Below are 23,726 nucleotides of genomic sequence, written 5' to 3'. Positions count from 1 at the left end.
GGGCCGCAACAATGCGCGAAAAACCGGGTTTTTCGCGCGGCGGAGGGCGGACGGGGAACATTTAATCTCCGGCTAATCATCTGGCGCGGGCATTAATTGATGCGGATTTTCGGCATCCCTATGATCGATTCACGCCGGTCATGCGCGCGGGCCGGGAAGGTCCGCCGTGCGTGCCCGCATCGACCGGCGATGCGAACGGCCGGTTCGCCCATGCCCGCCACGGAACGCGGCAGGCATGCGGCGCGGCACCACGAGACTGCAGGAGAAAAGCATGCGCGACTCACGTCGGAACTCGCGGCAGCGGCAGGTGATCGCCGCAGTCGTCGGCAATACCCTCGAGTGGTACGACTTCATCGTTTACGGTTTCTTCTCGGGCATCATCGCGCGGCTGTTCTTTCCCGCCGAGAGCCAGTACGCATCGCTGCTGATGTCGCTTGCGACGTTCGGCGTCGGTTTCTTCATGCGCCCGGTGGGCGGCATCCTGCTCGGCCTCTATGCGGACCGCAAGGGCCGCAAGGCCGCGATGCAGCTCATCATCCTCCTGATGACGCTGTCGATCGCGCTGATCACGTTCGCGCCATCGTATGCCGCGATCGGCCCGGCGGCGCCGATCCTGATCGTCGTCGCGCGGCTGCTGCAGGGTTTCGCCACCGGCGGCGAATATGCGAGCGCGACCGCGTTCCTCGTCGAAAGCGCCCCCGCGAACCGGCGCGGGCTGTACGGATCGTGGCAGCTGATCGGCCAGTGCCTCGCGGTGTTTTCCGGTGCGGCGATGGGCGCATGGGCCACGCAGTCGCTGTCGGATGCGGCGCTGCACAGCTGGGGCTGGCGCGTGCCGTTCGCGCTCGGGCTGCTGATCGGGCCGGTCGGGTTGTGGATTCGCCGGCACATGGAGGAGACCGAGGCGTTCCTCGATGCGAGCAAGTCGACCGTCGAGCCGCCGGCGAGCGTGTCGCGCGTGCTGCGCGAGAACCTGCGCGGCGTGCTGGTGTCGATGGGGCAGACGATCACCGGGACCGCCGTGTTCTACGTGATGCTCGTGAACATGCCGACGTTCGTGCACAAGACCTTCGGGCTGCCGCTCGACCAGGTGTTCAAGGTGCAGATGGTGGCGGTCGCGCTGCTGACGGTGACGATTCCGGTCGCGGCGATCGTATCCGACCGCATCGGCCGGCGGCCCGTGCTGATCGCCGGCACGTTCGCGCTGCTGACGGTCACGTATCCGCTGTTCTCGTGGCTGGCCGCCGCGCCGGGCATCGGGCGCCTGCTCGTGATGCAGCTCGTGATCTGCACGATCATCGGCATCTGCTACGGCCCCGCGCCGACGACGCTCGCCGAGCAGTTCGCGACCCGTTCGCGGTCGACCGGCGTCGCGCTCGCCTACAACGTCGCGGTGATGGTGTTCGGCGGCTTCGCGCCGTTCATCGTCACATGGCTGACGCGCGCGAGCGGATCGCCCGTCGCCCCCGCGTGGTACGTGCTGTTCGCCGCGTCGTTCGGGCTGCTCGCGAGCGTGTTCATGCATGACGGTGCGCCGTGCGTGGTCGCACGCCGGCAATTCGAGGGCGAGCCGCTGAGCGCGAAGTAGCCGGCCGGGCGGCTGCGCCGGCGACCCATCGGCACAGGCGGCACGCCGGGTATCGGCACAGCCGATGATGAGCATCGCGGGCGGCGGCCTACCGCGGCCGCCGCCCGGTCGTTACGCTTGGGCGATCATCCACGCTGTCCGGAAGGCCCCCATGTCTCGACTCGACTACACGCTGCTCGGCCCCTGCCTGCTCGCCATCGCGCTCGACGCGATGGGGTTCGGGCTCGTCTATCCGATGATGTCCGCGATCTTCAGCGATCCGCACGCGGGCATCCTGCCGGCCGACGCCGGCGCGCACGCGCGCAATTTCTACCTCGGTCTCGGTTACGGGATCTACCCGCTGTGCATGTTCTTCGGCTCGTCGCTGATGGGCGAGCTGTCCGACCGCTACGGCCGCCGCCGGATGCTGCTGCTGTGCGTGCTCGGCCTGGCGGTCGGCTACGCGATGATGGCGGCCGGCGCGTGGCACGCAAGCATCGCGATGCTGCTGGCCGGCCGCGGGCTCACGGGCCTGATGGCCGGTTGCCAGGGCATCGCGCAGGCGGCGATCACCGATCTCAGCACGCCGGAGACCAAGGCGTACAACATGAGCATCATGTCGCTTGCGTTCAGCGCGGGCGTGATCGTCGGCCCGGTGCTCGGCGGCGTGACGTCCGACCGGACGATCTCGCCGCTGTTCGGCTACGGCACGCCGTTCGTGCTGGTCGCCGCGCTGTCGCTGATCTGCGCGTTCTGGACCTGGGCGTCGTATCGCGATTCGGCCGCGCCGCGCGGCGACACGCGCATCGATCCGCTGCTGCCGCTGCGGATCATCCGGGAGGCCGCGCGCCAGCGCAACGTCGCGTTCCTGTCGGTGGTGTTCTTCCTGATGCAGGTCGGCTACGGGCTCTACCTGCAGACCATCATGCTGCTGCTGCAGGCGAAATTCGGTTACACGAGCGCGCGGCTCGGGCTGTTCAGCGGCGTGATCGGCGTCTGCTTCGTGTTCGGCCTGCTGTTCGTCGTACGGCTGATGCTGCGCGTGTGGCGCGTGATCGATATCGCGAAGACGGGCCTGCTCGTCGCCGGGCTGGGCCAGGTCCTGTCCGCGCTGTTTCCGCACGAGCCGGTGCTGTGGGGACTCGCGATGGTCGTCGGCTGCTTCGACATGGTGGCGTACACGACGATGTATACGGCGTTTTCCGATGCCGTCAGCGAGGACCGGCAGGGCTGGGCGCTCGGTGTCGCGGGTTCGGTCATGGCCGTCGCGTGGGTCGTCACGGGCGCGCTGACGAACCTGCTGACCGTGTTCGGCGAGACCGGCCTGCTGTTGATCGGCGGCGCGGGGTTCCTGCTCAGCTTCGCGATGATGGTGGCATATGGCCGCACGCGGCCGGGCGTCCGTACGGCCGCGCTGTCCTAGGCGGTTGCGCACGTTGGCCCGATCCTGTCGGACGTTGTCCTGCGCGCCGCTGTCGCGCAACGCCGCGCGGCCCGACACTGGCGCCTCGCGGCCGGGGAAGTAGCGGGCCGTGTCCGGCGGCGCCGGCAGGCCCGGCGCGCCGTTCCATTCAATGTGCCAACCGAAAGAGAGCGACCCATGCAACATCCGACCATCCGTACCCTGGCCGGCGCGTCCGCGCCGACGTCGATCGATGCCGCCCGTACCGCGCTGCTGGTGATCGATTTCCAGAACGAATACTTCAGCGGCCGGCTGCCGATTCCGGAAGGGCCGCGTGCGCTGGGCAATGCGCAGCGGGTGATCGCGTTCGCCGACCGAGCGGGCATTCCGGTATTCCACGTCCAGCACGTCGATACGGCCGACAGCCCGGTCTTCGCCGACGGCAGCGACGGTTCCGGCTTCCACGCGGACCTGCAGCCGGCCCCGCATCACGCGGTGGTGAGGAAGACGTCGGTGAGCGTGTTCCCGACGACGGACCTCGATGCGCGGCTGAAGGCGGCCGGCATCGACACGCTGATCGTCACGGGCCTGATGACGCATGCATGCGTGGCCGGCGCGGCACGCGACGCGGTGCCGCTCGGCTACGGGGTGATCGTCGTCGACGATGCCTGTGCGACGCGCGACATCGACGTCGCAGACGGCGGCACCGTGCCGCACCGCGACCTGCATCGCGCGACGCTGGCCGCACTGTCGGACACGTTCGGCGACGTGCTGACGACCGAGCAGGTGCTGGCGCTCGGCGTGGCCTGACGGTTCGCCGGTTCGCGCGTCAGTCCGCCCAGCCCGGCGCGGCGTACACGATTTCGCCGCGGAAGCGCGTCTCGATCACGCGGGTGTGCGCGAACGTCTCGACCGGGTGTGCGAACGGATTGCGGTCGAGGATCGCGAAGCTCGCGTCCTTGCCCGCTTCGAGCGAACCCGTGCAATCGTCGAAGCGCAGCGCATACGCGGTGTTCACCGTATAGGCCTCGAGCATCGTGAGCAGGTCGAGCCGCTCGTGCGGATTCCACGGCGGGCTCTCGGGCTGGTCGATCAGCAGGTGCGTGACGCCTGTCTGGATGATCTGCATCGGGTCCATCGTGCTGACCGACCAGTCGGAGCCGGCCGCGAGCATCGCGCCCGCGTTGCGCAGGCTGCGGAACGGATAGTTGCGTGCAGTGCGCTCGGCGCCGAGCAGGTCGCGGTAAAGCTGTTGCTGTTCCTCGCGGGCGGCCGTCCACAGCGTCTGCACGCTGGCGATGGCGCCGAGCCGGTTGAAGCGGCTCATGTCGGCCGGATCGACGAGCTGCAGGTGCGCGAGCTGCGCGCGCCGGTCGCGCATCCCGTTGCAGCGCTGCACGTATTCAAGCGCGTCGAGCGTCATGCGTACCGCGCGGTCGGCCAGCGTATGGAAGTGCAGGTCGAAGCCGGCCGTATCGGCGAGCAGGCAGATTTCGTTCAGCGCGTCCTGGCTCCACAGCGCGAGGCCGCAGTCGTCGGTGCCCGCGTACGGCTCGAGCAGTGCAGCGGTTTTCGACTCGGGGACGCCGTCGACGAAGATCTTCACCGTATGCAGGCGCAGGTTGTCGCACGCGTATTCGCGGCGCCATCCGACGAAGCGTTCGATCTGCTCGCGCGGGTCGCGGCGCGGGTTCGCGTAGAGGCCTGCGCTCATGTACACCTTCAGCGTGCCGGCGCGCTGCGCGGCGGCGTAGGCCTTGAGTTCGGCCTCCTCGACGCGCGCATCGAACCAGCCCGTGATGCCGTAGCCGTGCGCCATCGCGTGCGCTTTCGCAAGCGACTTCGGGTAGCCGGCCGGGCTCAGTTGCGGAATGATCGGGCACACGCGGTAGAACGCGGCTTCGTGCACGACACCGTTCGGCGCACCCGATGCGTCGCGCTCGATCACCCCGCCGGACGGATCGGGCGTGTCGGCCCGGATCCCGGCCGCTTCGAGCCCCTTCGTGTTGAGGCAGCCGCTGTGCACGTCGAAGCCGACCACGAGCAGCGGCCGGTCGGGCACGATCCGGTCGAGCAGCTCGCGGGTCGGATACGCGCCGAACGCGGCGAGGTTCGCGCCGCCGAGATAGACCCACGGCTCGTTCGGCGTCGCGTCGGCGCACGCGCGGATGCGTTGCACGATCGCGTCGGGATCGTTGATGCCGGACAGGTCGAAATCACCGAGGATCTGATGGCCTTCGAGCGGGTGCACGTGACCGTCAATGAGGCCCGGCAGCATCAGCCGGCCGGCGAGATCGACCCTCCGTGTGGCGGGGCCGGCCAGCGGGCGGATGTCGTCGTCGCGGCCGACCGCGACGATCTTGCCGTCCTTCGTGGCGAGCGCCTGCGCGAAGCGGCGCTGCGCGTCGCCCGTGTAAAGCAGGCCGTTCAGATAGACGGTATCGGCGTGTTGCATGTGTCTCCTCCGGATGGGGGATCGACGGGCGCACGTGTCCGGCGGGCGAGCCGTGTGGCTCGTCCGTCCGCGTGAACCCGGTCGGGTTGGAATGGGGGCGGGGTGTTACGTGCCGGCGCTGCGCGGCAGGAGCGGCGATGTGCGGTGGCGAAGACCGGCAACGGCTGCCAGGGCGTCATGCCGGTTTCGCCGATGCAGCCGTCTCGGCGTGGCGATGGGCGACGCGCTCGCGGCCGCGCGGGCCGGCGTCCATCCGGTATTCGGCATTCCGTGTCTCCGTGGCATCCGACGCGTTTCTGTCGTCGGTTGAGTCAGATACTAGGAGCGGGAGAGCGGGCTGTCTGTCATTGTTTTGAGGACAACGCGCGACAAAAGGGCGGTGGTTGCAGGAATGTCGCCGCGGCGCCGTCTAGCGGCCGCGGTCTTCCGGCGCCGCTTCTTCTGTCACGCACCACGCAAAGAGTCCGGCCCGGTTCGCGACGCCGAGCTTTGCGAGCGCGCGTCCGAGATAGGTGCGCACGCTGCTCTGCTTGAGCGCGAGCGTGTCGGCGATCTGCGGGACGGGCTGCCCCTGCAGTACCGCGCGGCAGACGAGCCGCTCGCGCTGCGACAGCGCCGCACCGCTGGCCGACAGCCGCTGTTCGAAACGCTGCAGCAGCGCGCCGTCGTCCGAGCGCGGCGTCAGGCGTGCGAGCCGTGCGTGCTGGATCAGCAGCGGCAGCACGAAATCGCCGAGCTGACGCAGCAGCGCCAGTTCGGCCAGCGTATAGGACGGCTGGCCGCGCCGGCGGAACAGCGAGAACGCATAGACGTAGTCGCGCTCGCTGCCGAGCAGCGTGCAGTCTTCGCCGAGCTCGCCGAGCGCGAACTGGCGGCCGTACTCGGTCGCCGTATCGATGTCCTCGTTGCACGAGAACACCAGCTGCGAATCGGTGACGCGCTCGATATGCGGAAGCAGGGTGTCGGATCGCCAGTCGCCCTGTGTATACAGATCGAGCGCGTGGCGCGTGCCGTCGGGATCGTCGCCACCGGCGAAGAACAGCACGTCGACACTGTCGACCGATTGCGATGGCGCGTCGCGACGGTAACGCGTCGCGACGCTGTAATGGGATTGCGGATCGACGGTTTCGCGCAGCCACGCCCAAAGCCGGGCGGGAAACTGCGGACTGCCGAGGCTGGCGACCAGGTCGCCGGCGTTGCTCAGGGAAATATGGGCGGGGCTCATCGTTGACACCGTCTTCGCGAACGGCCGTCCGCGCGGGCCGTGCTTCGCGTGCGGCGGCACGGCGGGCGGCGGTGCGGTCATGCGAGACGGAGGCCGGCGCGGCGGCGAAGCCCGATTGTAGGGGACTTCGTTGCCGCCGGGCATTCGCGCTTGCCCGGCGGGCGGCCGATGTTGCATCGACACTTGCCGGGCGCGCGCGTCAGAACATCGTGTTCCGGTTCGCGGACGTTTCGGGTACCGTCTGAATGACATCCCAGTGCTCAACGATCTTCCCGTCCTTCACGCGGAAGATGTCGACCACCGCTTCGCCGCGATCGCCCGGACGCTCGGTCGCATGCACGTGCAGGTAGACGAGATCGCCGTCGGTCGCACTGCGGACGATGCGCGCGCGCGATGCCGGATTCTTCTGGAACGCGCCGACGAAGTACGACACGAACGGCTTCTTGCCGTCCGGCACGTGCGGGTTGTGCTGTTTATAGTCGTCCGCGACGACAGCCGCGGCCTCGACCGCTTCGTGCTTGTTGAAGAAGCGGTCGTAGAACGTCAGCACGAGCTGGCGGTTGGCTTCCTCGGCAGCCAGGTCGCGCGTGGCCGGGCCGGCAGCCAGGACGGCTGTCGATGCGGCCAGCAGAACGCATGCGGCAACGGCGCGAACGGGGGAGCGGAACGATGACATGTAGCGGTTTCCTTGTCTGACGATTCGTGGATGGGCGCGCGATGCGCGACTGCGGATTGCGCCGCTCGCGACGACCGGCGGGAGTCGCTGCGGCACACATGCCGTCTCGGCGCGAAGGCGTCGCCGAACAGTCCGTGCCGGTGTCGCGGCTGATCCTGTGCGGCATCGTCATGCTTCGTTGAACTGGCGAATCCGGGCGGCTGTCGGGCCGGTCGAATGGTACAGTTGCCGCGAACCCGTCACAAGAAGTCACCGCGGTGTGAACAGGTCACACCGCGATGACCGTGCGTTGCCCGTGAAAGAGAATTCCGTCATGCCGCTCCCGTCCGCCGACGATACCGTCGAACTTGATCAGCCGTGCCCGATCCGCGATGTGCTGGACCGCATCGGCGACCAGTGGAGCCTGCTCGTGCTCGAAGCGCTGGCGGGCGGCACGATGCGCTTCAACGAACTCGGCCGGGCGATCGGCGATGTGTCGAACCAGATGCTGTCGCGTACGCTGAAGCGGCTCGAGCAGGATGGCTTCGTGAGTCGCGCGTTGTTCGCCGAGGTGCCGCCGCGCGTCGAATATGCGTTGACCGACCTCGGGCGTTCGTTCCTGACGCCGATGCAGGCGATGATCCGATGGGCCGACGAACATCATCGCGCGATCTGCGCGGCGCGCCGCCGTGCGCGCGAGCAGGAGGGAGGCGGGCGCTGAGCGCGCACCGGCCCATCCATTGGCGGTGGGCTGCAGATGCGCACCGCCGGGTGACGCATGAACGGATGCGTGCGCATCGCCATGCGTGATTTCGTTATCCGAATGACATCGGCAGGATAAGCGCCGCCGGCGGCGTGCCGACCGGGCGCACTGGCCGCACATCGAGATTCCGCCGTGCGCACGATGCGGGTTCGCGCCCGCCGGACTCCGGACTGTCATCGACCGGAGCCGTGCGGGCATTTACCGCCACGAACCGTCGACGTAGACCCACACCCGCCCCTGGCGGCGCCAGTAGCCGGGCACCCAGCGGCGCCCGGGGCGCCGTGCGACCCAGCGGCCGGACACCCATATATAGCGGCCACGCTGCCAGCGCCAGTAGCCATCCACCCATATATAGCCGTGCTGTCGCGGCGGCGGCGGGCGGCGGTCGTGCCGCGCCGCCGGCGGCGCGAAGCCCGGGCGATCGTCGTAGGGCGGGCCGCCGGGCACGCGGTTCGGGCCGGATGGCCGGTACACGGGCGGTGCGGGCTGGGCCGAGGCGGCGCGCAGCCAGCCGGTGCCGGCGAAGGCGGCGGTCAATCCGATGGCGCGCAGCAACGAGCGTCGGTTCATGGCGTGTCCTGTTGTGTATTCGAGGCTGCCTTACATTAGCCTGCCGGTGTGCTTGCCGGGTTACGCGGGCCGTTAAGGCTGTTACCGCGTGTCACGGCGGGCGCAAGCCGCCTTTCCCTTTCCGTCGGCTGACGGGGAGATCGCCGGCGGCCCGGATGCCACGCCATGTTTACGGGGCGGCAGGTGCGTTTTAGGCGCGAGGCGCCTAATATTTGAGACAGGAGTGGGTAAAAGTTGCCGATTTGGGGTGCCGGATCGAATCCGTTTGTTGTTTCTATGCAACCGTCAAGACGATGACATGAAAGAATGATGCGATGAATGCCTCCAAAAAGCCCTCGTCAAGAAGTCAAAAATAATCGTTAAAACAAATACTTATGACGCGGCCCCACTTTCATTATTTCTAGTTCTGGAAAAGCTTATTTCTTTATTTGCGGATCGCTCCCCTAGGGTACACCCCTAAACTCACGGTTCCCAAACGGGCAACTATCCGGGCGTAGCCAGCAGGACCGATGGCACTCCCGGGCGGTTGAAGACCGTTTATGAACAAGGTCGCGAGACCTGCCTCTTTTTAGAAGGGAGCTCCACGAATGAACAAGACTCTGATCGTTGCAGCAGCTGCAGCATCGTTCGCAACCGTCGCTCACGCGCAAAGCAGCGTCACGCTGTACGGCGTGCTGGACGCAGGCATCACCTACCAAAGCAACGTCGGCGGCAAGTCGCTGTGGTCGATGGGCTCGGGTATCGACCAAAGCCGCTTCGGTCTGCGCGGTTCGGAAGACCTCGGTGGCGGCCTGAAGGCAATCTTCACGTTGGAAAGCGGTTTCAACATCGGTAACGGCAAGTTCGCAAACGGCAACGGCGGCATGTTCAACCGCCAGGCTTTCGTTGGCCTGTCGAGCCAGTACGGCACGGTCACGCTGGGTAAGCAGTACGACGCAACGCAAGACTACCTGGCACCGCTGACGGCAACGGGTTCGTGGGGCGGCACGTACTTCGCGCACCCGATCAACAACGATCGTCTGAGCACGAACGGCGACGTCGCACTGAACAACTCGATCAAGTACACGAGCGCTAACTACGCTGGTCTGCAGTTCGGTGGTACGTACTCGTTCTCGAACAACACGAACTTCGGCAACAACCGCGCATACAGCGCTGGTGCGTCGTACCAGTTCCAAGGCCTGAAGCTGGGTGCAGCGTACTCGCAAGCAAACCTGGGTGACGGTACGAACGCCAACGGCGCATCGACGATCGGCGGCCAAGGTCGTGTCCGTACGTACGGCGCTGCTGCTGGTTACGCATTCGGCCCGGCACAAGTCGGCGCTGCATGGACGCAATCGCGTATCGACAACCAAGCTAACGGTGCTGGCACGCTGCGCGCTGACAACTACGAAGTCAACGCAAAGTACAACCTGACGCCGGCTCTCGGCCTGGGTGCTGCTTACACGTACACGAACGCGAAGGTCAACAACGGCAGCTCGCACTGGAACCAGTTCGGCGTGCAAGCTGACTACGCTCTGTCGAAGCGCACCGACGTCTACGCACAAGCTGTGTACCAGCGTGGCGCGAAGGGCAACAACATCGTCGGCACGGGCATCTACAACGGCGACAACACGACGGCATCGAGCTCGTCGATCAACCAAACCGCAGCAACGGTTGGTCTGCGTCACCGCTTCTAAGCGTGACGGGCGGGGCAACCCGCTTCGCAGCATCGAAAAAGGCGCCTTCGGGCGCCTTTTTTTCGTCTACGAAATGCGATGGCGGTCATCCGGATCGTCCGGACGCAAAAAAGCGAGGCCCGTGCCTCGCTTTTTTGCGTGTGGTGCGCGTCTGGCGCGGCGCTGGCCGGCCGGCGGCTCAGCGCGTGTATTCGCCGTTGGCTTCCGGCTGGAACACGATGGCAGCGACCTTCATCTGCTTTTCGGCGCCGCTCGGCTGCGTCACCTTGACCATCTGGCCGCGTTGCGTGCCCAGCAGCGCCATGCCGACGGGCGAGAAGACGTTCAGGCGGCCGAGTTCGAGATTGGCAGCGTCCGGATAAACAATCGTCCAGGTGGCTTGTTCCTGGGTGGCTTCGTCGAGCAGCGTGATCTGCGAGTTCATCGTGACGACGTTGGCCTTGATGGCGTCGGGCTGGACGATATCGGCGCGTTCGAGCAGCGTGTCGAGCATCGTCTGGAAGCGCGGGTTGTGCTCGGCGTGCTTTTCGAGGCGAGCGACGTCGAGTTCGGTCAGCTGGTAAAGGCGTTGTTTCATGGCAGTTCTCCAAATGATCGGCAGGGGCAGGCGTGGCGTGCCTATGAGGATCGCCCGGAGCCTGTCTGACCTGGCTCCGGGTGGAGACCGAACGATCAGATCAGGCGCCGGGCAGGGGCGAGCGGCGCCTGGGCCGTGCGTCGAGCGAGGGGGTGCGCCGGATGGCCGGCGTGCGCGCGCACGCCGGCGGGGCCGGACGGCGAAACCGAAAGGGGCGTGAGCGCGTACATGGTGGATGGAATATCGGCTGGCGAATAAAACCTTACGATTCTACAACACAACTTTCGGGATATGTGATCCGGCTGTTGGCGTTTCGTCAGCGATTGTTGTGCAGATGACGTAAGTAGTGGCGGCCCGGTTCGGAAACCGTGGGCGATATTTGCCAATATTGCAACGCTGTATGTTCAAACTAAGGGTTTCCCCTTGGAATGGCGGGCACTACACTGGACTCAATCGCTTCAGACAGTCACTGCCGGGGCGACGTCAAAAGAGAACATATTCCGGAGGTAAATCATGAAGTCGATCATCTACGCAGCAATCGCCGCATCCGTCCTTGCCACCCCGATCGCATCGTTTGCGCAGTCCGAGCAGGGGCTGACCCGCGACCAGGTCAAGGCCGAACTCGTGCAACTCGAGCAGAACGGCTACAAGCCGCTGGCAAGCGATTCGCAGTACCCGAACAACATCCAGGCAGCCGAACAACGCATTCAGCCGAACCAGCCGATGCTCGCGCAAGCCGACACGAGCGGCTACGGTGCCGTGGCAACGGGTGCCGGGCAAGCTGGCCGCCGCATGACGCGGGAAACGCCGAACCCCGTGAACTCGGTTTACTTCGGTAACTGATCGAACGTCCCCCGGTCTGCCCGAGCGCACCACTGAATCGACGAGACGCGCGCCAGTTGCGCGCGTCGTTCGCCCGCAGGAGCAGAACCTCCGTCGCCGCATGTCGGCGGCTTTCAGCCCAGACGCTTATGCGTTTGGGCCTTTTTTGCTGGGGCGAATCAGGCGGACGTGACCGCCGGCGTGCCGTGGATATAGTGTTCGAGCTGGCTGATCGTGAACTGCTGATCGGCAATCACGCTCTTCACGAGGTCGCCGATCGAGATGAGGCCGACCAGCTTGCCGCCGTCGAGGACGGGCAGGTGGCGCATCCGGTGCTCGGTCATCAGCGCCATGCACTCGTCGGTGGATTGCGACGGTTCGACGTAGCGCACTTTCGCCGTCATGATTTCCTCGACGCGCGTGGCTTTCGACGAGCGGTCCTGCAGGACGACCTTGCGCGCGTAGTCGCGCTCGGTGACGATGCCCGCGATGTCGTCGCCGTCCACGACCAGCAGCGCACCGATGCCTTTTTCCGCCATCAGCTTGATGGCGTCGTAAACGAGATCGGTCTTCGTGACGGTGTAGATGGTGCGGCCCGAATCCGGCTTGGCCTTGAGAATCTGCGCGACAGTCGTGCTCATTCGCTTTCTCCGTGTGGTCGATACAGGGAAGGCTGGGCGTTGGTGCGCGACACCCGATGAGCCCAGTATAGCCGGGCAGGCAGTGGCAGTCGCGTGACGTTTCCAGATTAGCGGTAAACTCCCGTCACGCACTATCCACACAACTCCTACATTCCTGAACGTTTCGATTGAATTCATGATGTCTTCGCGTCCCCAATCGCCCACGCCGGGCAATGGCCAGGCCGACGAGTGCGTGACGCTCGTCGCTACCGCGTCGCTGCCTACGCGCTACGGTACGTTCACGTCATACGCGTTCCGCGTATCGGGCAGCGATGCCGAACATCTCGCGCTCGTAATGGGCGACGTGACCGGCGAGCAGTCCGTGCTGACGCGGCTGCATTCCGAATGCCTGACCGGCGACGTGTTCGGCTCGTACCGCTGCGATTGCGGCGAGCAGCTCGATCTCGCATTGCGCTACATCGCGGCCGAAGACCGCGGCGTGCTGCTGTATCTGCGCGGCCATGAAGGCCGCGGGATCGGCCTGAGCAACAAGATCCGCGCCTATGCGCTGCAGGAGCAGGGGCGCGACACCGTCGAAGCGAACCTCGATCTCGGCCTGCCCGACGACGCCCGCGAATACGACTCGGCCGCTGCGATTCTGCGCATGCTCGGCGTGACGTCGGTGCGGCTGATGAGCAACAACCCGAAGAAGTTCGACACGCTCGTGAAGCACGGCATTCCCGTTTGTGAGCGCGTGGCGCTCGCGGTGCCCGTGCGCGAGGAAAACGAGCGTTATATCCGCACGAAGCAGACGAAGTTCGGGCATTACTTCGAGGAAAACGAGTAACGAAATCAAGGGGCTCTGCGGAGCCCCTTGTTTCATCCGGGTTTCGGGTCTTAGAGCCTTTCCAGTAAAGCGTTTGAGCCGAAAGTTGCGTTTTGCAGGTGACTTGTTTGCACTTGACGAAACAGGCGTAAACTTGGCACTCTGGCGTAGCATTTTGATGTGCCGGACCAAAAACCTACGCTACGGTCCCGGCCTCCGATAATAACCTACGCCGACCGCTGATGAGATTCGACGCACGCACCGCGAGCAAGCTGCCTGCGGGCCAACACATGACCTTTGACGGATTCCCCGGCCTCCGCTTCCAGGCCAGCGAGAGCCGTCGTTCCTGGATCTACCGATACAAGTCCCCCATTGACGACCGAATGCGCCAGGTGAAGCTTGGCGAATGGCCGGCCATGGGCTTCCCCGCGGCCATTTCTGAATGGGAGCAAAAGCGCGCCGAGCGCGATGCCGGTGCGGATCCGGCTGCCGCAAAGCGCGAGAAGCGTACCGCAGTCGCTATCTCGCGCGCGGTCGACGCCTACACGGTCAAGCAGGTTTGCTTCGACTACATGGGCGGGTATCTCGAGCCGAACCGGAAGGGCAACGGTGTCATTGAGGTGCGACGGATGTTCAAGGCGATGCTTGGGCCTATCGAGAGCGTTCCGGCCGCGTCGATAACTCGTGCTCAGGCTTTCGAATTTCTCGATTCCTATCGTGCGACGCCGGCACTCGCTGCTCGGCTTCGTATGGAGCTCGGCGGGGCGTGGGATTACGCAATGGATGCGGGGCGGCTACCCGACGGAACGCCGAATTGGTGGCGGATGATCTTGCGCGGCAAACTGCGCAGCAAGGGACGTACGATCGACGGCGTCGCCATGGGCACGAAAAAGCGTGTGTTGAGCGAGGATGAAATCGGCACGCTGCTCCGCTGGCTCCCGAATTTGAGCCTAACGGTTTCGGATGCAGTCACGCTATATCTGTGGACCGGAGCTCGAGGTGGCGAAATCGTTTCGATGGAGGTGCATGAAATCGCGGACGAGGCGGACGGCCTCTGGTGGACAGTGCCTAAGGAGAAAACGAAGAACTCGTGGCGATCGAAGGCGGGAGATCTGCGCGTGCCGCTCGTCGGCCGCGCGGAGGCTATCGTACGGCGCCGCAAGGAACAGGCCACGAATGGCTTTCTGTTTCCGACATCGACAGGCGAAATGATGAAGCAGACCGTCATTTCGCACGGCGTCTACTACCATCAGCCATACTGCAAGCAGGCACCGAATCACAATCGCCCCAGACTGCCGGTGACGCACTGGGCACCGCATGACCTACGTCGTACTGCTCGTACGATGCTAGCGGTGCTTGGGTGCCCTCATGACGTGGCGGAGGCTGTTCTCGGCCATGTGCAACCCGGCGTCGCTGGCGTATATAACCGGCACCACTATGACCGCGAGCGTCACCAATGGCTCACGCGATTGGGGCAGTTTCTTGACGAACTTGCGTTGAAGTATCCGAAGAAGTAGTGCGCCGACGTCGGTTGCTGTGGCCGGTATTTGGCGGAGGCGCGAGATCCGATTGGGGGCATGCTTCTGCCCAGGCTTCGACCTCACGCGTCAGCCACGCAACACGCCGATCTGAGATAAGCCGCGGCTTCGGGAATTTGCTCTCACGCACCAGTTTTTGAACGGTCGCTTCCGATAACGAGAGAGCGGTCGCGACAGCGGGCAGGTCGAGGTAGAGCGGCTTAATGGTGGTCGATGCGGACATGCTACGATCCCTCTGTCTCAAAAAGGTAGTGAACTGATGCAGAAGAAATTTGTGATGCGCGGGTACGAGATGAACTGCGAGCCGCGCGTGACGGCGGACGGTAGGTTTGCCGCTCAAGTCGAGGTAACGAAGTTGGGGTATAGCCGGGAAGCAGCGTTTCGGAATCTTGGCGAGTTCGGCACGGAAGCCGAGGCCGTCGCTTACGCGAAGAATTTTTCGGAAGAATGGCTTAGTCGATACGCCTGAAATCGATAACCCACACCCAGGGGTTCGCTTCCCAGCCGTGGCCACGAGCAGCGTTCAGGCCGTCCCACAACTCGCGGAACGCTCGGATGCTTGGCGGCAGATGTTCGCCGGCGCAGTACCCGACCGTGTGCCGGTCCTCGATCGTGACGCCTTCCGCGCGCGCGTCTGCTTCGCTGATGCCATGCAGGCGCTCCGCGCGCACGCCAGTGATCTCGAGCGTGATGCGCGACGCCCAGCGCGGCATGTGGATCGACGGTTTCCACCGGACTGGCGCATCCGGGCAGTCGACGTGGTACCAGGCACGGCCGCGGCCGTCTGTCGCGTCTTTGGGGCTGATTCGGACAGAGTGCGTCTCGCGCACCCATAGCCGGTCGCCGGGCTCACCGAATGGCGATTTGCATCCCCAATCGCCGTCGTCGCTGAACGCGCCGAAGATCTCGGGGCCAGGTGCTTGGTCGCCATGTCGGTCGACAATGGTCGGGTGATAGCGCGCAATGGTGATCGGTGCGACGTCGTCGGGCGGCTGGTGCTTCATCACACGTCGCGTCTGCGTCTTCCGGCCTTCTAGGAGGGCGCGCACCATCGGGCCGCTGAAAAGGATCGGGCGTTCAGTCATGCTAGGATTCCTTCCATTCACGGGAGGTCATATGGAAAATCAATGGCATTGGGATGCGGTCGGCGACGTAGACATCGGTGTCGTTGTTGGGTGGGCGGTAAGCGAAGGCGCCCGTCCATCAGGACGATTTGACTTCAACCTGAAGTTCCGTGATCGCAAAACGCAAAACGTCGTAGGGCCGATTTATGTTCGAAATCTCTCGACGGCAAAGGATTACTCGACGGCGGCGGAGGCTCTCGAAGCCGGGCGTTCAGCGGGTGCCAGTCTCGCTCCTGAGATCGCGAATCAGTATTTCAATCGGCCGTAAAATCACGTCCGGCAACGGATGCAGTACTGTCATCGGTGATCTTCATGCGCGCACCCATCCTTTCGACGTTGACCGGATCTTCCCGGCCTTGCGCACCGCCTGCAGACGACGATCGACAATTCGCCAACCCACGACGTCGCCGAATGCTGTCGGCGGCGTTTCTTCGCGGCCGATACGATCGCTTTCCAAGCGCACCGCACCGGTATTGATCTCCGCGAATTTCTTGGGTGTTTCGTCGATCGCCGCGAGGATCAGTGCGTCGAGTTTCTGGTACTTGCTCACGATGCGTCTCCTGCGCGGGCGGCGTCGATGGCGAACTGGAGCGCCGGCCGCATGTTGTGCACACCCAGGCTCTCGAAGTACGTGCCGACCTCGCGCACAATCTCGGGCGTGACAGGTGTGCAGCCGAACTCCATCGCGGACAGCGACGCGGGCGACATACGCATGTGCTTCGCCATGTCGTACAGCAGCGTGCCGGTGACGATCCGGAGCGCCCGGCAGAGCATGCCGTACGGCGTGAGCGGATTCGTGAGGCTCGGCTCGTCCGTTACCTCGGCGCGCGACTCCTTGCAGGATGAACAGTGGTACGGCTTGTACCACTTCCGAACTTCGGGCGAAAACTTTTGATAACGCTCGTCCGTGATGTATTTCGTATATGCGACCGTTGTCGATTCCCATGCGATCGGCTCCGGCTGGCCCGGATGGGCGGCGAGAATCTCACGAAGTACCGCATCCTCATCGACGGACAGCACGTCGCTTTCGAGTAGAGACGCGATAACGGAACGTTGATCGTCCGTCAGCCCCTCCAGAGCGTCGGCCTGCGCGGGCGGCGGGGCGCGATATACGATGCGGCGATGGGCCTCCGTGGTGACGGCATACGCGGACTCGGTAGCATCTCGCCACGTCGATTCGCTATCCCCCGGCAGCTTTACCTGATAGACCTCGCCCGCAGCGGGCGATGCCACCGCTTCCGCCGCCATAGCGGGCGAGTGGGCCGTGATCAGTTTCTCGTAGACGAATTCGGCGCACTTGCGGTCGTGAACGTCGAGCGTGCCCTCGTCGAGCCGAGCACTGAACCACACTCCGAACGGCGGCGCCGCCCCTTCCGCCCCCGTCTCGTTGGCAGATGCGGCGCGGGCTGCCGCGAGAACATCATCGAGCCAGCAGCTTCCTACAATGCACAGTCGCGGATCGACGGAATCGACAGGCTCGACGTCGACGCCACGTGCGCGCAGCTCTTTCACGAACGCCGCCCGCTCGTCCACCGGCGCAGGGGCGGTATCGACCTGCGGCGCGATGATCGCTTTGCAGCTCTCCAGCGCGCCAGCGACCGCCTCCCGGATGCCGGGCGCGTCGTTCGCGAGCCGCGCTACTTCATCCGTGAATTCCTCGGTCAGACCGTCGTATGGGATCTGCGCCGCTGCGGGCCGCTCGTCCGCCGGCGCGGGGGCGGGCCGTTCAGCGCGCACCTTCAGTTCGTTGATCGCGTCGATGATCGGTGCCGCACCGCCGTCGTCAGGATCGAGGCCGAGCGCTTCGTTGATGAGGCCGAGATCGTGACACGCCGCGTGAAACATGCGCGTCATGCTCGCGAGTTCGGCGTTCTCGAGCGGCGCTGCTGCGGGCTGCTCGACAGGGGATGCGGCGAGAGCGCGCTCCAGCGCAGAAATCATCGATTCATCGCCGCACCAATCTTCGAGATCCAGTGAATCGATTACCTTCTGGATGTCTCGTTCCCATGCCGGTGCATCTTCGTTGATCTGCCCGTGCGGGCCGCAGAGCGCGTATGCGGCATTCAGTACCAGTGCGTCGGGATCAAAATCGGATTCTTTGCCACACATCGTCGCGCCGCGTACGGCGTAGCGGATGGCAGCGACAACAGCGTCGCGATGCCGATGCGTGAGGATCGGCATCGGAAGCTCGTCCGGCTCAATCTGATCCGGCTTGCTGTAGGTGCGATCGGCATACAGCCAATGATCTTTCGGAAGGGGCATGCTTGCGATGGCGAATCCACTCCCATCCGGCAACTTCGCTTCCGTCAGCGCATCAGCGCGGCTATTTTCGGTGGTCATCATGCGTCTCCAGATTCCAGGGCGCCCGTGTCGCGCCACGCATACGGCGTACGCGGTTCCGACGCGCCGGGCAGGGGCGAGTGCTTCGGCTTCGATGCTTGCTTCGCGCGGATCTTCGCGATCGTCTCGGGCACGGTGATGCGCGCCAGTTCTGTCTCGCCGGCGGTATGCATCTCCAGTCCGTTTGCGAGGCACAGCGCGGCCAGCGTGACCATGACGCCGCCGACCTCCTGACCAGATTCGCCGGCCGGCCGACCGAACGTGTAGTCGACGAGCTGATGCGCTTCGCTTGCCGTGCAGCCGCACGCTTGAACCAGCTCGAGCGCTTCTTCGAGGAATCGGTGATTGCGCTCGGCGCGGTCGGCCGAGATTTCGGCGCCAAAGCATTCGAGCATCCACAGGCGCACGCGCGACTGGAACAGGGCGCATTGCTCCGCGTCTTCCCGCTTCCAGCGATCGCGCATCGACTCGCGCTTTTTCTCGCGCACGTACAGCGCAACCGGCCCATCCTCGGTGTCGTAAATCTCGAGCAGCAGCCACCCATCACCGGCCGGCGCGCTCGGCGTCCAGAAGCTGCAGTTCGCGCTGTTGGACGCGAAGTACTGGTCGTACGTGTCGCCGTCGACGTCGTTCTCCATGTGGATGAATGCGGCATCGATACCGAACGCTGCGAAGAACGTCTCGTAATTCACGTCCTCGTCGAGGTACGGGACGGCGGGGTGCGACAGCGTGCCGTCCTCGTAGCGCATGATTTCGCGCGGCGTGAGGATCGCACGGCGCATCCCTTGGAGGTCTGCCGGCTCGGTATAGAGCAGGGTTTCGGTGGTCGTCATGGTGGTATGGTCCTCAGGTGGTCTTGGTATCAACCGCGGATTCGATGAACAAAGCCAGTCGGCGTCCGTTCGATTTCACCTTTGGTGCTATTGAGCAAGCGCTCGGGATCGCTGTTGAGCGGAGAGATGAACAACGAGTCGCCGGTCGCGCCTGTCGCCTTGATGTAGTCAACCTCTACCTTCGCGCTATCGACTAGGACGCCGGCAACTTGCGCGACTGCGCGCGCACGATCAACGTCCATCGGGTTTTCGCGGTCGCGCAATGCCGCAAGCGTTTGCATCAGGTGTTCGCGTATATCGGTAATCGTGCTCATGACTGTTCCTCCTGCGCCTCGCGGGCGATTCGATTGACTTGTCGGGTGATCGCTCCTTTCAACTGAACCAGCTTCGCTAGTTCAGGATCACGCGATCGTGGATGGTTTCGCCGTGCAAGGTCGGCTCGGCTTACGAGCTCGAGTGCATCGAGCGTGATCTTTTCAAGTTCGGGGCTACGGCGCCCAGGAAGGAAACAGACAACGTGGCCGTCCGGCACTGGACCATTCGCCGCCTCCCACGCGAGACGATGAACACCGACCCATCGTCGCGCTGGCACTGGATGGTCGTCGGTTACCTTCTGCTCGAGATAGCCGTCCTTGCTCAGGCGCAATGAGCCAATCGGGAGATAGTTGTGTTGGGCGGCGCCGTGCATTTGTCCTTTCTTGAACTGCGTGCGCCGGCAATTCGGATGTGTTCCAGTGACGCCTTTCTTGCCCGTGTTCCATGTCACGTGACCTTGTTTGAATTGTGTCGCCACCATGCGCGGATCATTGCGTCCGCGCCGAATTCGCCCAGAGCGATCGGATTCCATGAACGCATCCGATTTATGGAGTCCAAGCTCTGCGGCTTTCGCGTAGACGCGCGCTTCAGAAGATCCGAACTCGACGGCAAGATCAGCGGTCGGCCGCTCGGGATACTCGAGAATCAGCTTTTCGACTTCGGCCGGTGTCCAGAAACGGCGCACCGGTGAGTCAGAACCGGATTTTCGCTTCGTCATGGCATTCTCAAATCAGAAAATCTTGGTCAGATCGCGATCGACGGCTTTGCCGAGCGATCGAAGAAGATTCGCCAACTGTGCGCGGTCCTGATGACTCGCGGTTGCCTGGCGCAGCAGCCCGAAATACGAATTCGCGACTTCCATCAGATCGCGGGTGGGCGTCTCGGCGACGCGCCGGAGTGCCTCGTTACGCGTACGCTTCCTCGTCTCGCGGCGCCAGGGCTTGATGACCTGGCCGACGAAATCGATACCCCTGTCTATCGGCTGCAGAATGGTCTTGCGTGGGTTGATCCGCGCACCGAGCTGCGCCGGTAGGAACGCCGTAACGTCGGCGAGGATCTTGTTCAGGTATACCGGCGACTCATCCAGGAACACGAAATCGTCGACGTACCGGATGTAGTGCCGCGCGCCGAGCACGTGCTTCGCGCGCTGATCGAGCACGTCGAGATACACGTTGGCGAAGAACTGGCTCGACAGGTTGCCGATCGGCAGGCCGAGGTGATCGGCTTGTTCCATCAGGCGCTTGTGCGGCGGCACGAGCTGCATCATTTCCGGGGCGCCGTGGTATTCGAAGTCGGCCCGTGGATCGTGCATCAGCACGCGCTCGGTCAGCGATCGCCAGAATGGCTCGGAGATCTTCGCGAGCAGCAGGTCGAGCAGGATGCGTTTGTCGATGCTGACGAAGAAGTTCGCGAGATCGCACTTCAGATAGAACGCGCGCTTCGACCAGTTCTGCGTGATCGAACGCACCTTCGATTCCAGGCGCTCGACGGCGTACAGCGTGCCGCGGCCCTTGATGCAGGCGCACGAGTCGGCGATGAACGACCGTTCGAAGCGTGGGCCGATCCGGTTGTAAAGCAGGTGGTGCACGATGCGATCGCGAAACGCTGCCGCCCAAACTTCGCGCGGTTTCGGTCTCGTGATGACGAAGCACTTCGAGCGGCCGGGCGTATAGCTGCCATCGACCAGCTCGTCGTACAGTCGGCGCAGGTTGCGTTCGAGCCGCATTTCGAACGCAAGCGCTGCATCGCTGTTTCGCTTCGTTCGCCGGCAGTCGAGATACGCTTCGACCAGCTCGGCGAACGAAAATGGCCCTCGATCTGCGGACGGCGCGGGCGCGCAACTCGTTGTTCTGGTGGTTGTTGTTCTGGTTGCCATTGTTGAAGTTCTGGTACCACGCCCAGCCGGAGGTATCGTGCGATCTACGTCGCCCGGCCGATTTCTCAGCCGGGAAACTGCGCTGGACCTTTCCGCACGCCGGCGGCCGGTTTCCTCATTGCGCATGGCGGTGGCCTTGTGGGCCAGCGGCACGACCAGATTGATATATCGCTCAGCCGCGAAGGCCTTGACCTTAGCGGAGCGGGCGACGGTTTGCGGCGTTCTTCCAGCCGTTGGCCTGCTTCCCGATACTCGTCGTTTTCTCGACGGCACCTGCATACCCGTCACGCGCGATCAGACGCTTGTCCATGCTGAGACGAAGCAGCAGTTCGATCACCTGCAGGCGCTCGAGCAATTCGACGAGGTGAGGCGCTTTGTCGGCCGCGACGTTCGCGCGGAACACCAGGACCATGATCTCGATGCACTCCGCACTGATCTTCTCGCCGATGCTGCGCTTGAAATCGCGGGGCATGTTCTTGACCAGGGTGGTGACGTCATCGAGCAACCCGTAGGCCGTTCGATATATCGGGAGTTGGTTATGCAGGGCCACGGTGGATTAAATGGTCAAAAAACTGAAGGGATAAATCTGCGGACGGCGCGGGCGCGCAACTCGTGGTACTGGTGGTTGCTGCTCTGGCCGCCACCGTCGAAGTGCTGGCACCACGCCCAGCCGGAATTGGATTCGTGGCGCTCGCCGGACCAGTGCCAGGTCGACTCGAATTCACCCTTCAGGTTGGCGAACAGGAGCGACTGTTCGCGGCGCGTCGGCAGTTCGCCGCCGCGCTCGGCCGCCCATGCCTTCGCCGCTTCCCAGTCCAGACCCTCGGCGTCGCCCGGCAACAGGATCAGGTAGTGGCTCAGCGAGCCGTCTTCGAGGAGGATCTGGCCGGCGATGCGCTCGCCTGCGGCCAGGTGGATGGTCACCGCATCGACGTCGTACTCGGTCGCCTGCGGCTGCTTCTTGTATTCGTCGATCATCGCGCCGATGCGCGCGTGATCTGCCTCGATCTGTTCAAGCGTGATCGTCATTGCTCGCTCCGTTGGGAAATAGATGAAGGGTTAAATCGACAATCTGCGGACGGCGCGGGCGCGCAACTCGAGGCCCTGGTGGCTGAAGTCCTGGTTGCCATCGTAGAAGTACTGGCACCACGCCCAGCCGGAATAGCCCGGGTCGGTGTCAGGCTGGTTCGACCAGTAGGCCGCCTGCTCGAACAGATCGCGATGTCGCTCGTAGGCCATCAGGAGCTCGGCGCGAGTCGGTAAGTCGGCGCCGACACTCTTAGCCCAGTCCATCTGCTCCCGCCACGAAGCGCGATCGTTTTCGCCGGGCAGCAGATAGGTGTGCGTGACGTCACCGTTCCTGTCGATGAAACTGCCGAGATACACTTCGCCGTCAGCGGCCGAGGGGATTTGGATCTGCATGGAATCTCCAAAAAAGGAGCGGGCGCCACAAAGGACGCCCGCGAAGTGCTGCTGCCAAGAAAAGGAAAATCGAAAATCGAAAGTTGCCTAGGTTCGGCGCGTCACCGACGTTTGTCGGGGTTGCTCGATGCGCTCGGAATGCTCTTGCAGGAACGCCTGCAGGCATAGCAGCGCGGCCAGCGCAACGAAGGCGCTGAGCCAGATTTTCAGAATGACCACGGAAGTACCCCGGCGCGGAACGCAACGCAGAGAAACCAGACGCAACCGGCCGCGATTCCGCTTCCGGTGGCCCACAGGGTGGCCTTGACGGTGTAGCCGTGGACGCGGTGACATGAGCCAAGGAGTGCGTTGTCGATGGGCGCTTGATAGATTTGAACCGAGCGCATCACAGGTTCTCCCCGCAGATCCGGTAGTGGGTGGGCGGCTCGTGCTTTGGTACGGGAACCAGGTAGCCGGCTTTCATGAGCGCCATCTCCATGACCGCGCGCGTACTGGATTTGATTGCTTCCGCCCGAATGGTCCGGAGGGCGAGGTCGAGCGCGCCGGCGGTGTCATGGGCGGCACTTGCGAGCCGGCAGTCGTCCCGGCTGATGAAGCGGGCAGCTCCGGCTGCATCGACCGTCAGGAGGGAGAGTGTAGGCGCTTGCACGGAAACGAGAATCTCTGGGTAAAGCGCATGCGGGAGCCACGGCCCTGGTGTGTGCTTGATCGTGTGCATGGTCGACTCACATGCAGCGCGACACAGCGCATTGAACTTCGAACTTCGCGGCCTGATGCTGATATTGCAGGTAGCCGAGGACGATCAGGTACGCGAAGAACACGCCGAGCACCGCGAACAGGTTGCGACCGATGCGGAACGTCACGCTCGCGAGTCGCTGGAGGCGCCGCGGCGACTGCGCGCGCTTCCATGTGATCAGGGACTGTGCTGCCGGATGATTCACCGAATTCATGGTCGTTCCTCGATGTGGTTGTGGTCAGATGCCGCCGAGAAGGCTCGCGACGCCTGGCGCTATGAGATTCAGCGCCAGGCGCGTGAGCTCCGGCGAATTGGGGCTGTCCCGGCGCAACTCGAGCAGGTCGCGTGCGATTTGGCTCACGATTCCCTCGGTGTGGTGTGATT

At 64.2% G+C, this 23,726-nt stretch carries 30 protein-coding genes; 10 read left to right on the top strand and 20 right to left on the bottom strand.

Annotation, left to right across the window (positions count from 1 at the left end):
• The first annotated feature begins 271 nt into the window (after window positions 1-271).
• The 3 genes from OHZ10_RS29550 to OHZ10_RS29540 all read left to right on the top strand — a co-directional run bounded on the left by OHZ10_RS29550 (window position 272) and on the right by OHZ10_RS29540 (window position 3,779).
• Window positions 272-1,588, top strand: a complete 1,317-nt coding sequence (locus tag OHZ10_RS29550; protein WP_059240956.1) for an MFS transporter — start codon at window positions 272-274, stop codon at window positions 1,586-1,588.
• 151 nt (window positions 1,589-1,739) lie between these two features.
• Window positions 1,740-2,990, top strand: a complete 1,251-nt coding sequence (locus tag OHZ10_RS29545) for an MFS transporter (RefSeq protein WP_340624783.1) — start codon at window positions 1,740-1,742, stop codon at window positions 2,988-2,990.
• 177 nt (window positions 2,991-3,167) lie between these two features.
• On the top strand, window positions 3,168-3,779 hold the full coding sequence (locus OHZ10_RS29540) for a cysteine hydrolase family protein (RefSeq protein ID WP_174991316.1): 612 nt from the start codon (window positions 3,168-3,170) through the stop codon (window positions 3,777-3,779).
• 19 nt (window positions 3,780-3,798) lie between these two features.
• Here the strand turns inward: OHZ10_RS29540 and OHZ10_RS29535 are convergent, their stop codons facing one another.
• The 3 genes from OHZ10_RS29535 to OHZ10_RS29525 all read right to left on the bottom strand — a co-directional run bounded on the left by OHZ10_RS29535 (window position 3,799) and on the right by OHZ10_RS29525 (window position 7,325).
• Window positions 3,799-5,424, bottom strand: a complete 1,626-nt coding sequence (locus OHZ10_RS29535) for an amidohydrolase (protein WP_342705207.1) — start codon at window positions 5,422-5,424, stop codon at window positions 3,799-3,801.
• 409 nt (window positions 5,425-5,833) lie between these two features.
• Window positions 5,834-6,649: a helix-turn-helix transcriptional regulator gene (locus tag OHZ10_RS29530; RefSeq protein ID WP_226196344.1), complete on the bottom strand. Its 816-nt coding sequence runs from the start codon at window positions 6,647-6,649 to the stop codon at window positions 5,834-5,836.
• Window positions 6,650-6,848: 199 nt separating this feature from the next.
• Entirely contained in the window at window positions 6,849-7,325 is a 477-nt protein-coding gene (locus OHZ10_RS29525; protein ID WP_342705206.1) for a nuclear transport factor 2 family protein, read from the bottom strand.
• A 313-nt stretch (window positions 7,326-7,638) separates the two neighbouring features.
• Between OHZ10_RS29525 and OHZ10_RS29520 the strand changes: the two genes are divergently transcribed.
• On the top strand, window positions 7,639-8,025 hold the full coding sequence (locus OHZ10_RS29520) for a winged helix-turn-helix transcriptional regulator (protein ID WP_059239994.1): 387 nt from the start codon (window positions 7,639-7,641) through the stop codon (window positions 8,023-8,025).
• Window positions 8,026-8,265: 240 nt separating this feature from the next.
• Here the strand turns inward: OHZ10_RS29520 and OHZ10_RS29515 are convergent, their stop codons facing one another.
• Window positions 8,266-8,637, bottom strand: a complete 372-nt coding sequence (locus OHZ10_RS29515; RefSeq protein WP_059239996.1) for a YXWGXW repeat-containing protein — start codon at window positions 8,635-8,637, stop codon at window positions 8,266-8,268.
• A 587-nt stretch (window positions 8,638-9,224) separates the two neighbouring features.
• On the opposite strand from OHZ10_RS29515, the gene OHZ10_RS29510 reads away from it, so the two are divergent.
• Window positions 9,225-10,313 carry a porin gene (locus OHZ10_RS29510; RefSeq protein WP_059239997.1) on the top strand — a complete coding sequence of 363 codons (1,089 nt, stop codon included), beginning with the start codon at window positions 9,225-9,227 and terminating at the stop codon, window positions 10,311-10,313.
• A gap of 178 nt (window positions 10,314-10,491) precedes the next feature.
• Here the strand turns inward: OHZ10_RS29510 and OHZ10_RS29505 are convergent, their stop codons facing one another.
• Window positions 10,492-10,890 (bottom strand): GreA/GreB family elongation factor, encoded by a 399-nt coding sequence (locus OHZ10_RS29505; RefSeq protein WP_059239999.1) that lies wholly within the window; start codon window positions 10,888-10,890, stop codon window positions 10,492-10,494.
• 513 nt (window positions 10,891-11,403) lie between these two features.
• On the opposite strand from OHZ10_RS29505, the gene OHZ10_RS29500 reads away from it, so the two are divergent.
• A complete protein-coding gene (locus OHZ10_RS29500) occupies window positions 11,404-11,733 on the top strand; it encodes a DUF4148 domain-containing protein (protein ID WP_059240001.1) in 330 nt (109 codons plus the stop codon).
• Window positions 11,734-11,891: 158 nt separating this feature from the next.
• Here the strand turns inward: OHZ10_RS29500 and OHZ10_RS29495 are convergent, their stop codons facing one another.
• Entirely contained in the window at window positions 11,892-12,353 is a 462-nt protein-coding gene (locus tag OHZ10_RS29495) for a CBS domain-containing protein (protein WP_021162297.1), read from the bottom strand.
• Window positions 12,354-12,528: 175 nt separating this feature from the next.
• Here OHZ10_RS29495 and ribA point away from each other — a divergent pair, with 175 nt between their 5' ends.
• Together ribA and OHZ10_RS29485 are read left to right on the top strand one after the other, a co-directional pair.
• Entirely contained in the window at window positions 12,529-13,179 is a 651-nt protein-coding gene (gene ribA, locus OHZ10_RS29490; RefSeq protein ID WP_059240003.1) for a GTP cyclohydrolase II, read from the top strand.
• A gap of 221 nt (window positions 13,180-13,400) precedes the next feature.
• Entirely contained in the window at window positions 13,401-14,675 is a 1,275-nt protein-coding gene (locus OHZ10_RS29485) for a tyrosine-type recombinase/integrase (protein WP_342705205.1), read from the top strand.
• Here the strand turns inward: OHZ10_RS29485 and OHZ10_RS29480 are convergent.
• Window positions 14,620-14,919 carry a helix-turn-helix transcriptional regulator gene (locus OHZ10_RS29480; RefSeq protein WP_342705204.1) on the bottom strand — a complete coding sequence of 100 codons (300 nt, stop codon included), beginning with the start codon at window positions 14,917-14,919 and terminating at the stop codon, window positions 14,620-14,622. The two genes, OHZ10_RS29485 and OHZ10_RS29480, sit on opposite strands and share 56 nt — an antisense overlap.
• Window positions 14,920-14,955: 36 nt before the next feature.
• Here OHZ10_RS29480 and OHZ10_RS29475 point away from each other — a divergent pair, with 36 nt between their 5' ends.
• Window positions 14,956-15,165 (top strand): hypothetical protein, encoded by a 210-nt coding sequence (locus OHZ10_RS29475; RefSeq protein WP_342705203.1) that lies wholly within the window; start codon window positions 14,956-14,958, stop codon window positions 15,163-15,165.
• Here OHZ10_RS29475 and OHZ10_RS29470 read toward each other — a convergent pair.
• Window positions 15,149-15,781, bottom strand: a complete 633-nt coding sequence (locus tag OHZ10_RS29470; protein ID WP_342705202.1) for a hypothetical protein — start codon at window positions 15,779-15,781, stop codon at window positions 15,149-15,151. The genes OHZ10_RS29475 and OHZ10_RS29470 overlap by 17 nt on opposite strands.
• Window positions 15,782-15,812: 31 nt before the next feature.
• On the opposite strand from OHZ10_RS29470, the gene OHZ10_RS29465 reads away from it, so the two are divergent.
• Window positions 15,813-16,088: a hypothetical protein gene (locus OHZ10_RS29465; protein WP_342705201.1), complete on the top strand. Its 276-nt coding sequence runs from the start codon at window positions 15,813-15,815 to the stop codon at window positions 16,086-16,088.
• A 42-nt stretch (window positions 16,089-16,130) separates the two neighbouring features.
• On the opposite strand, the gene OHZ10_RS29460 is transcribed toward OHZ10_RS29465, so the two are convergent.
• The 12 genes from OHZ10_RS29460 to OHZ10_RS29405 all read right to left on the bottom strand — a co-directional run bounded on the left by OHZ10_RS29460 (window position 16,131) and on the right by OHZ10_RS29405 (window position 23,703).
• Window positions 16,131-16,370, bottom strand: coding sequence for a hypothetical protein (locus OHZ10_RS29460; RefSeq protein ID WP_342705200.1), 240 nt, complete (start codon window positions 16,368-16,370; stop codon window positions 16,131-16,133).
• Window positions 16,367-18,163, bottom strand: coding sequence for a hypothetical protein (locus OHZ10_RS29455; RefSeq protein WP_342705199.1), 1,797 nt, complete (start codon window positions 18,161-18,163; stop codon window positions 16,367-16,369). The genes OHZ10_RS29460 and OHZ10_RS29455 overlap by 4 nt, the downstream gene beginning before the upstream one ends.
• Window positions 18,160-18,993 (bottom strand): hypothetical protein, encoded by an 834-nt coding sequence (locus OHZ10_RS29450; protein WP_342705198.1) that lies wholly within the window; start codon window positions 18,991-18,993, stop codon window positions 18,160-18,162. The genes OHZ10_RS29455 and OHZ10_RS29450 overlap by 4 nt, the downstream gene beginning before the upstream one ends.
• Before the next feature lie 29 nt (window positions 18,994-19,022).
• Window positions 19,023-19,307, bottom strand: coding sequence for a hypothetical protein (locus tag OHZ10_RS29445; RefSeq protein ID WP_342705197.1), 285 nt, complete (start codon window positions 19,305-19,307; stop codon window positions 19,023-19,025).
• On the bottom strand, window positions 19,304-20,026 hold the full coding sequence (locus OHZ10_RS29440; protein ID WP_342705196.1) for an HNH endonuclease signature motif containing protein: 723 nt from the start codon (window positions 20,024-20,026) through the stop codon (window positions 19,304-19,306). Before OHZ10_RS29440 ends, OHZ10_RS29445 begins: the two co-directional genes overlap by 4 nt.
• A 12-nt stretch (window positions 20,027-20,038) precedes the next feature.
• Window positions 20,039-21,034, bottom strand: a complete 996-nt coding sequence (locus tag OHZ10_RS29435; RefSeq protein ID WP_342706000.1) for an RNA-directed DNA polymerase — start codon at window positions 21,032-21,034, stop codon at window positions 20,039-20,041.
• Window positions 21,035-21,377: 343 nt separating this feature from the next.
• Entirely contained in the window at window positions 21,378-21,734 is a 357-nt protein-coding gene (locus tag OHZ10_RS29430) for a four helix bundle protein (protein WP_342705195.1), read from the bottom strand.
• Window positions 21,735-21,748: 14 nt separating this feature from the next.
• On the bottom strand, window positions 21,749-22,213 hold the full coding sequence (locus OHZ10_RS29425; RefSeq protein WP_342705194.1) for a DUF1566 domain-containing protein: 465 nt from the start codon (window positions 22,211-22,213) through the stop codon (window positions 21,749-21,751).
• Window positions 22,214-22,243: 30 nt separating this feature from the next.
• Window positions 22,244-22,606: a DUF1566 domain-containing protein gene (locus tag OHZ10_RS29420; protein WP_342705193.1), complete on the bottom strand. Its 363-nt coding sequence runs from the start codon at window positions 22,604-22,606 to the stop codon at window positions 22,244-22,246.
• A gap of 385 nt (window positions 22,607-22,991) precedes the next feature.
• Window positions 22,992-23,324 (bottom strand): acetyl-CoA carboxylase, encoded by a 333-nt coding sequence (locus OHZ10_RS29415; RefSeq protein ID WP_342705192.1) that lies wholly within the window; start codon window positions 23,322-23,324, stop codon window positions 22,992-22,994.
• Window positions 23,325-23,331: 7 nt separating this feature from the next.
• The gene (locus tag OHZ10_RS29410) at window positions 23,332-23,556 is read right to left on the bottom strand and encodes a hypothetical protein (RefSeq protein ID WP_342705191.1); all 225 of its coding nucleotides are present in this window, start codon (window positions 23,554-23,556) and stop codon (window positions 23,332-23,334) included.
• 24 nt (window positions 23,557-23,580) lie between these two features.
• Window positions 23,581-23,703: a hypothetical protein gene (locus OHZ10_RS29405; protein ID WP_342705190.1), complete on the bottom strand. Its 123-nt coding sequence runs from the start codon at window positions 23,701-23,703 to the stop codon at window positions 23,581-23,583.
• Window positions 23,704-23,726: the final 23 nt, after the last annotated feature.

The organism is Burkholderia arboris (assembly GCF_038723655.1).
GTDB classification, from domain to species: domain Bacteria; phylum Pseudomonadota; class Gammaproteobacteria; order Burkholderiales; family Burkholderiaceae; genus Burkholderia; species Burkholderia arboris.
Note: the sequence above shows the minus strand (reverse complement) of the source record. Positions and strands in the feature narration are given on the sequence as shown.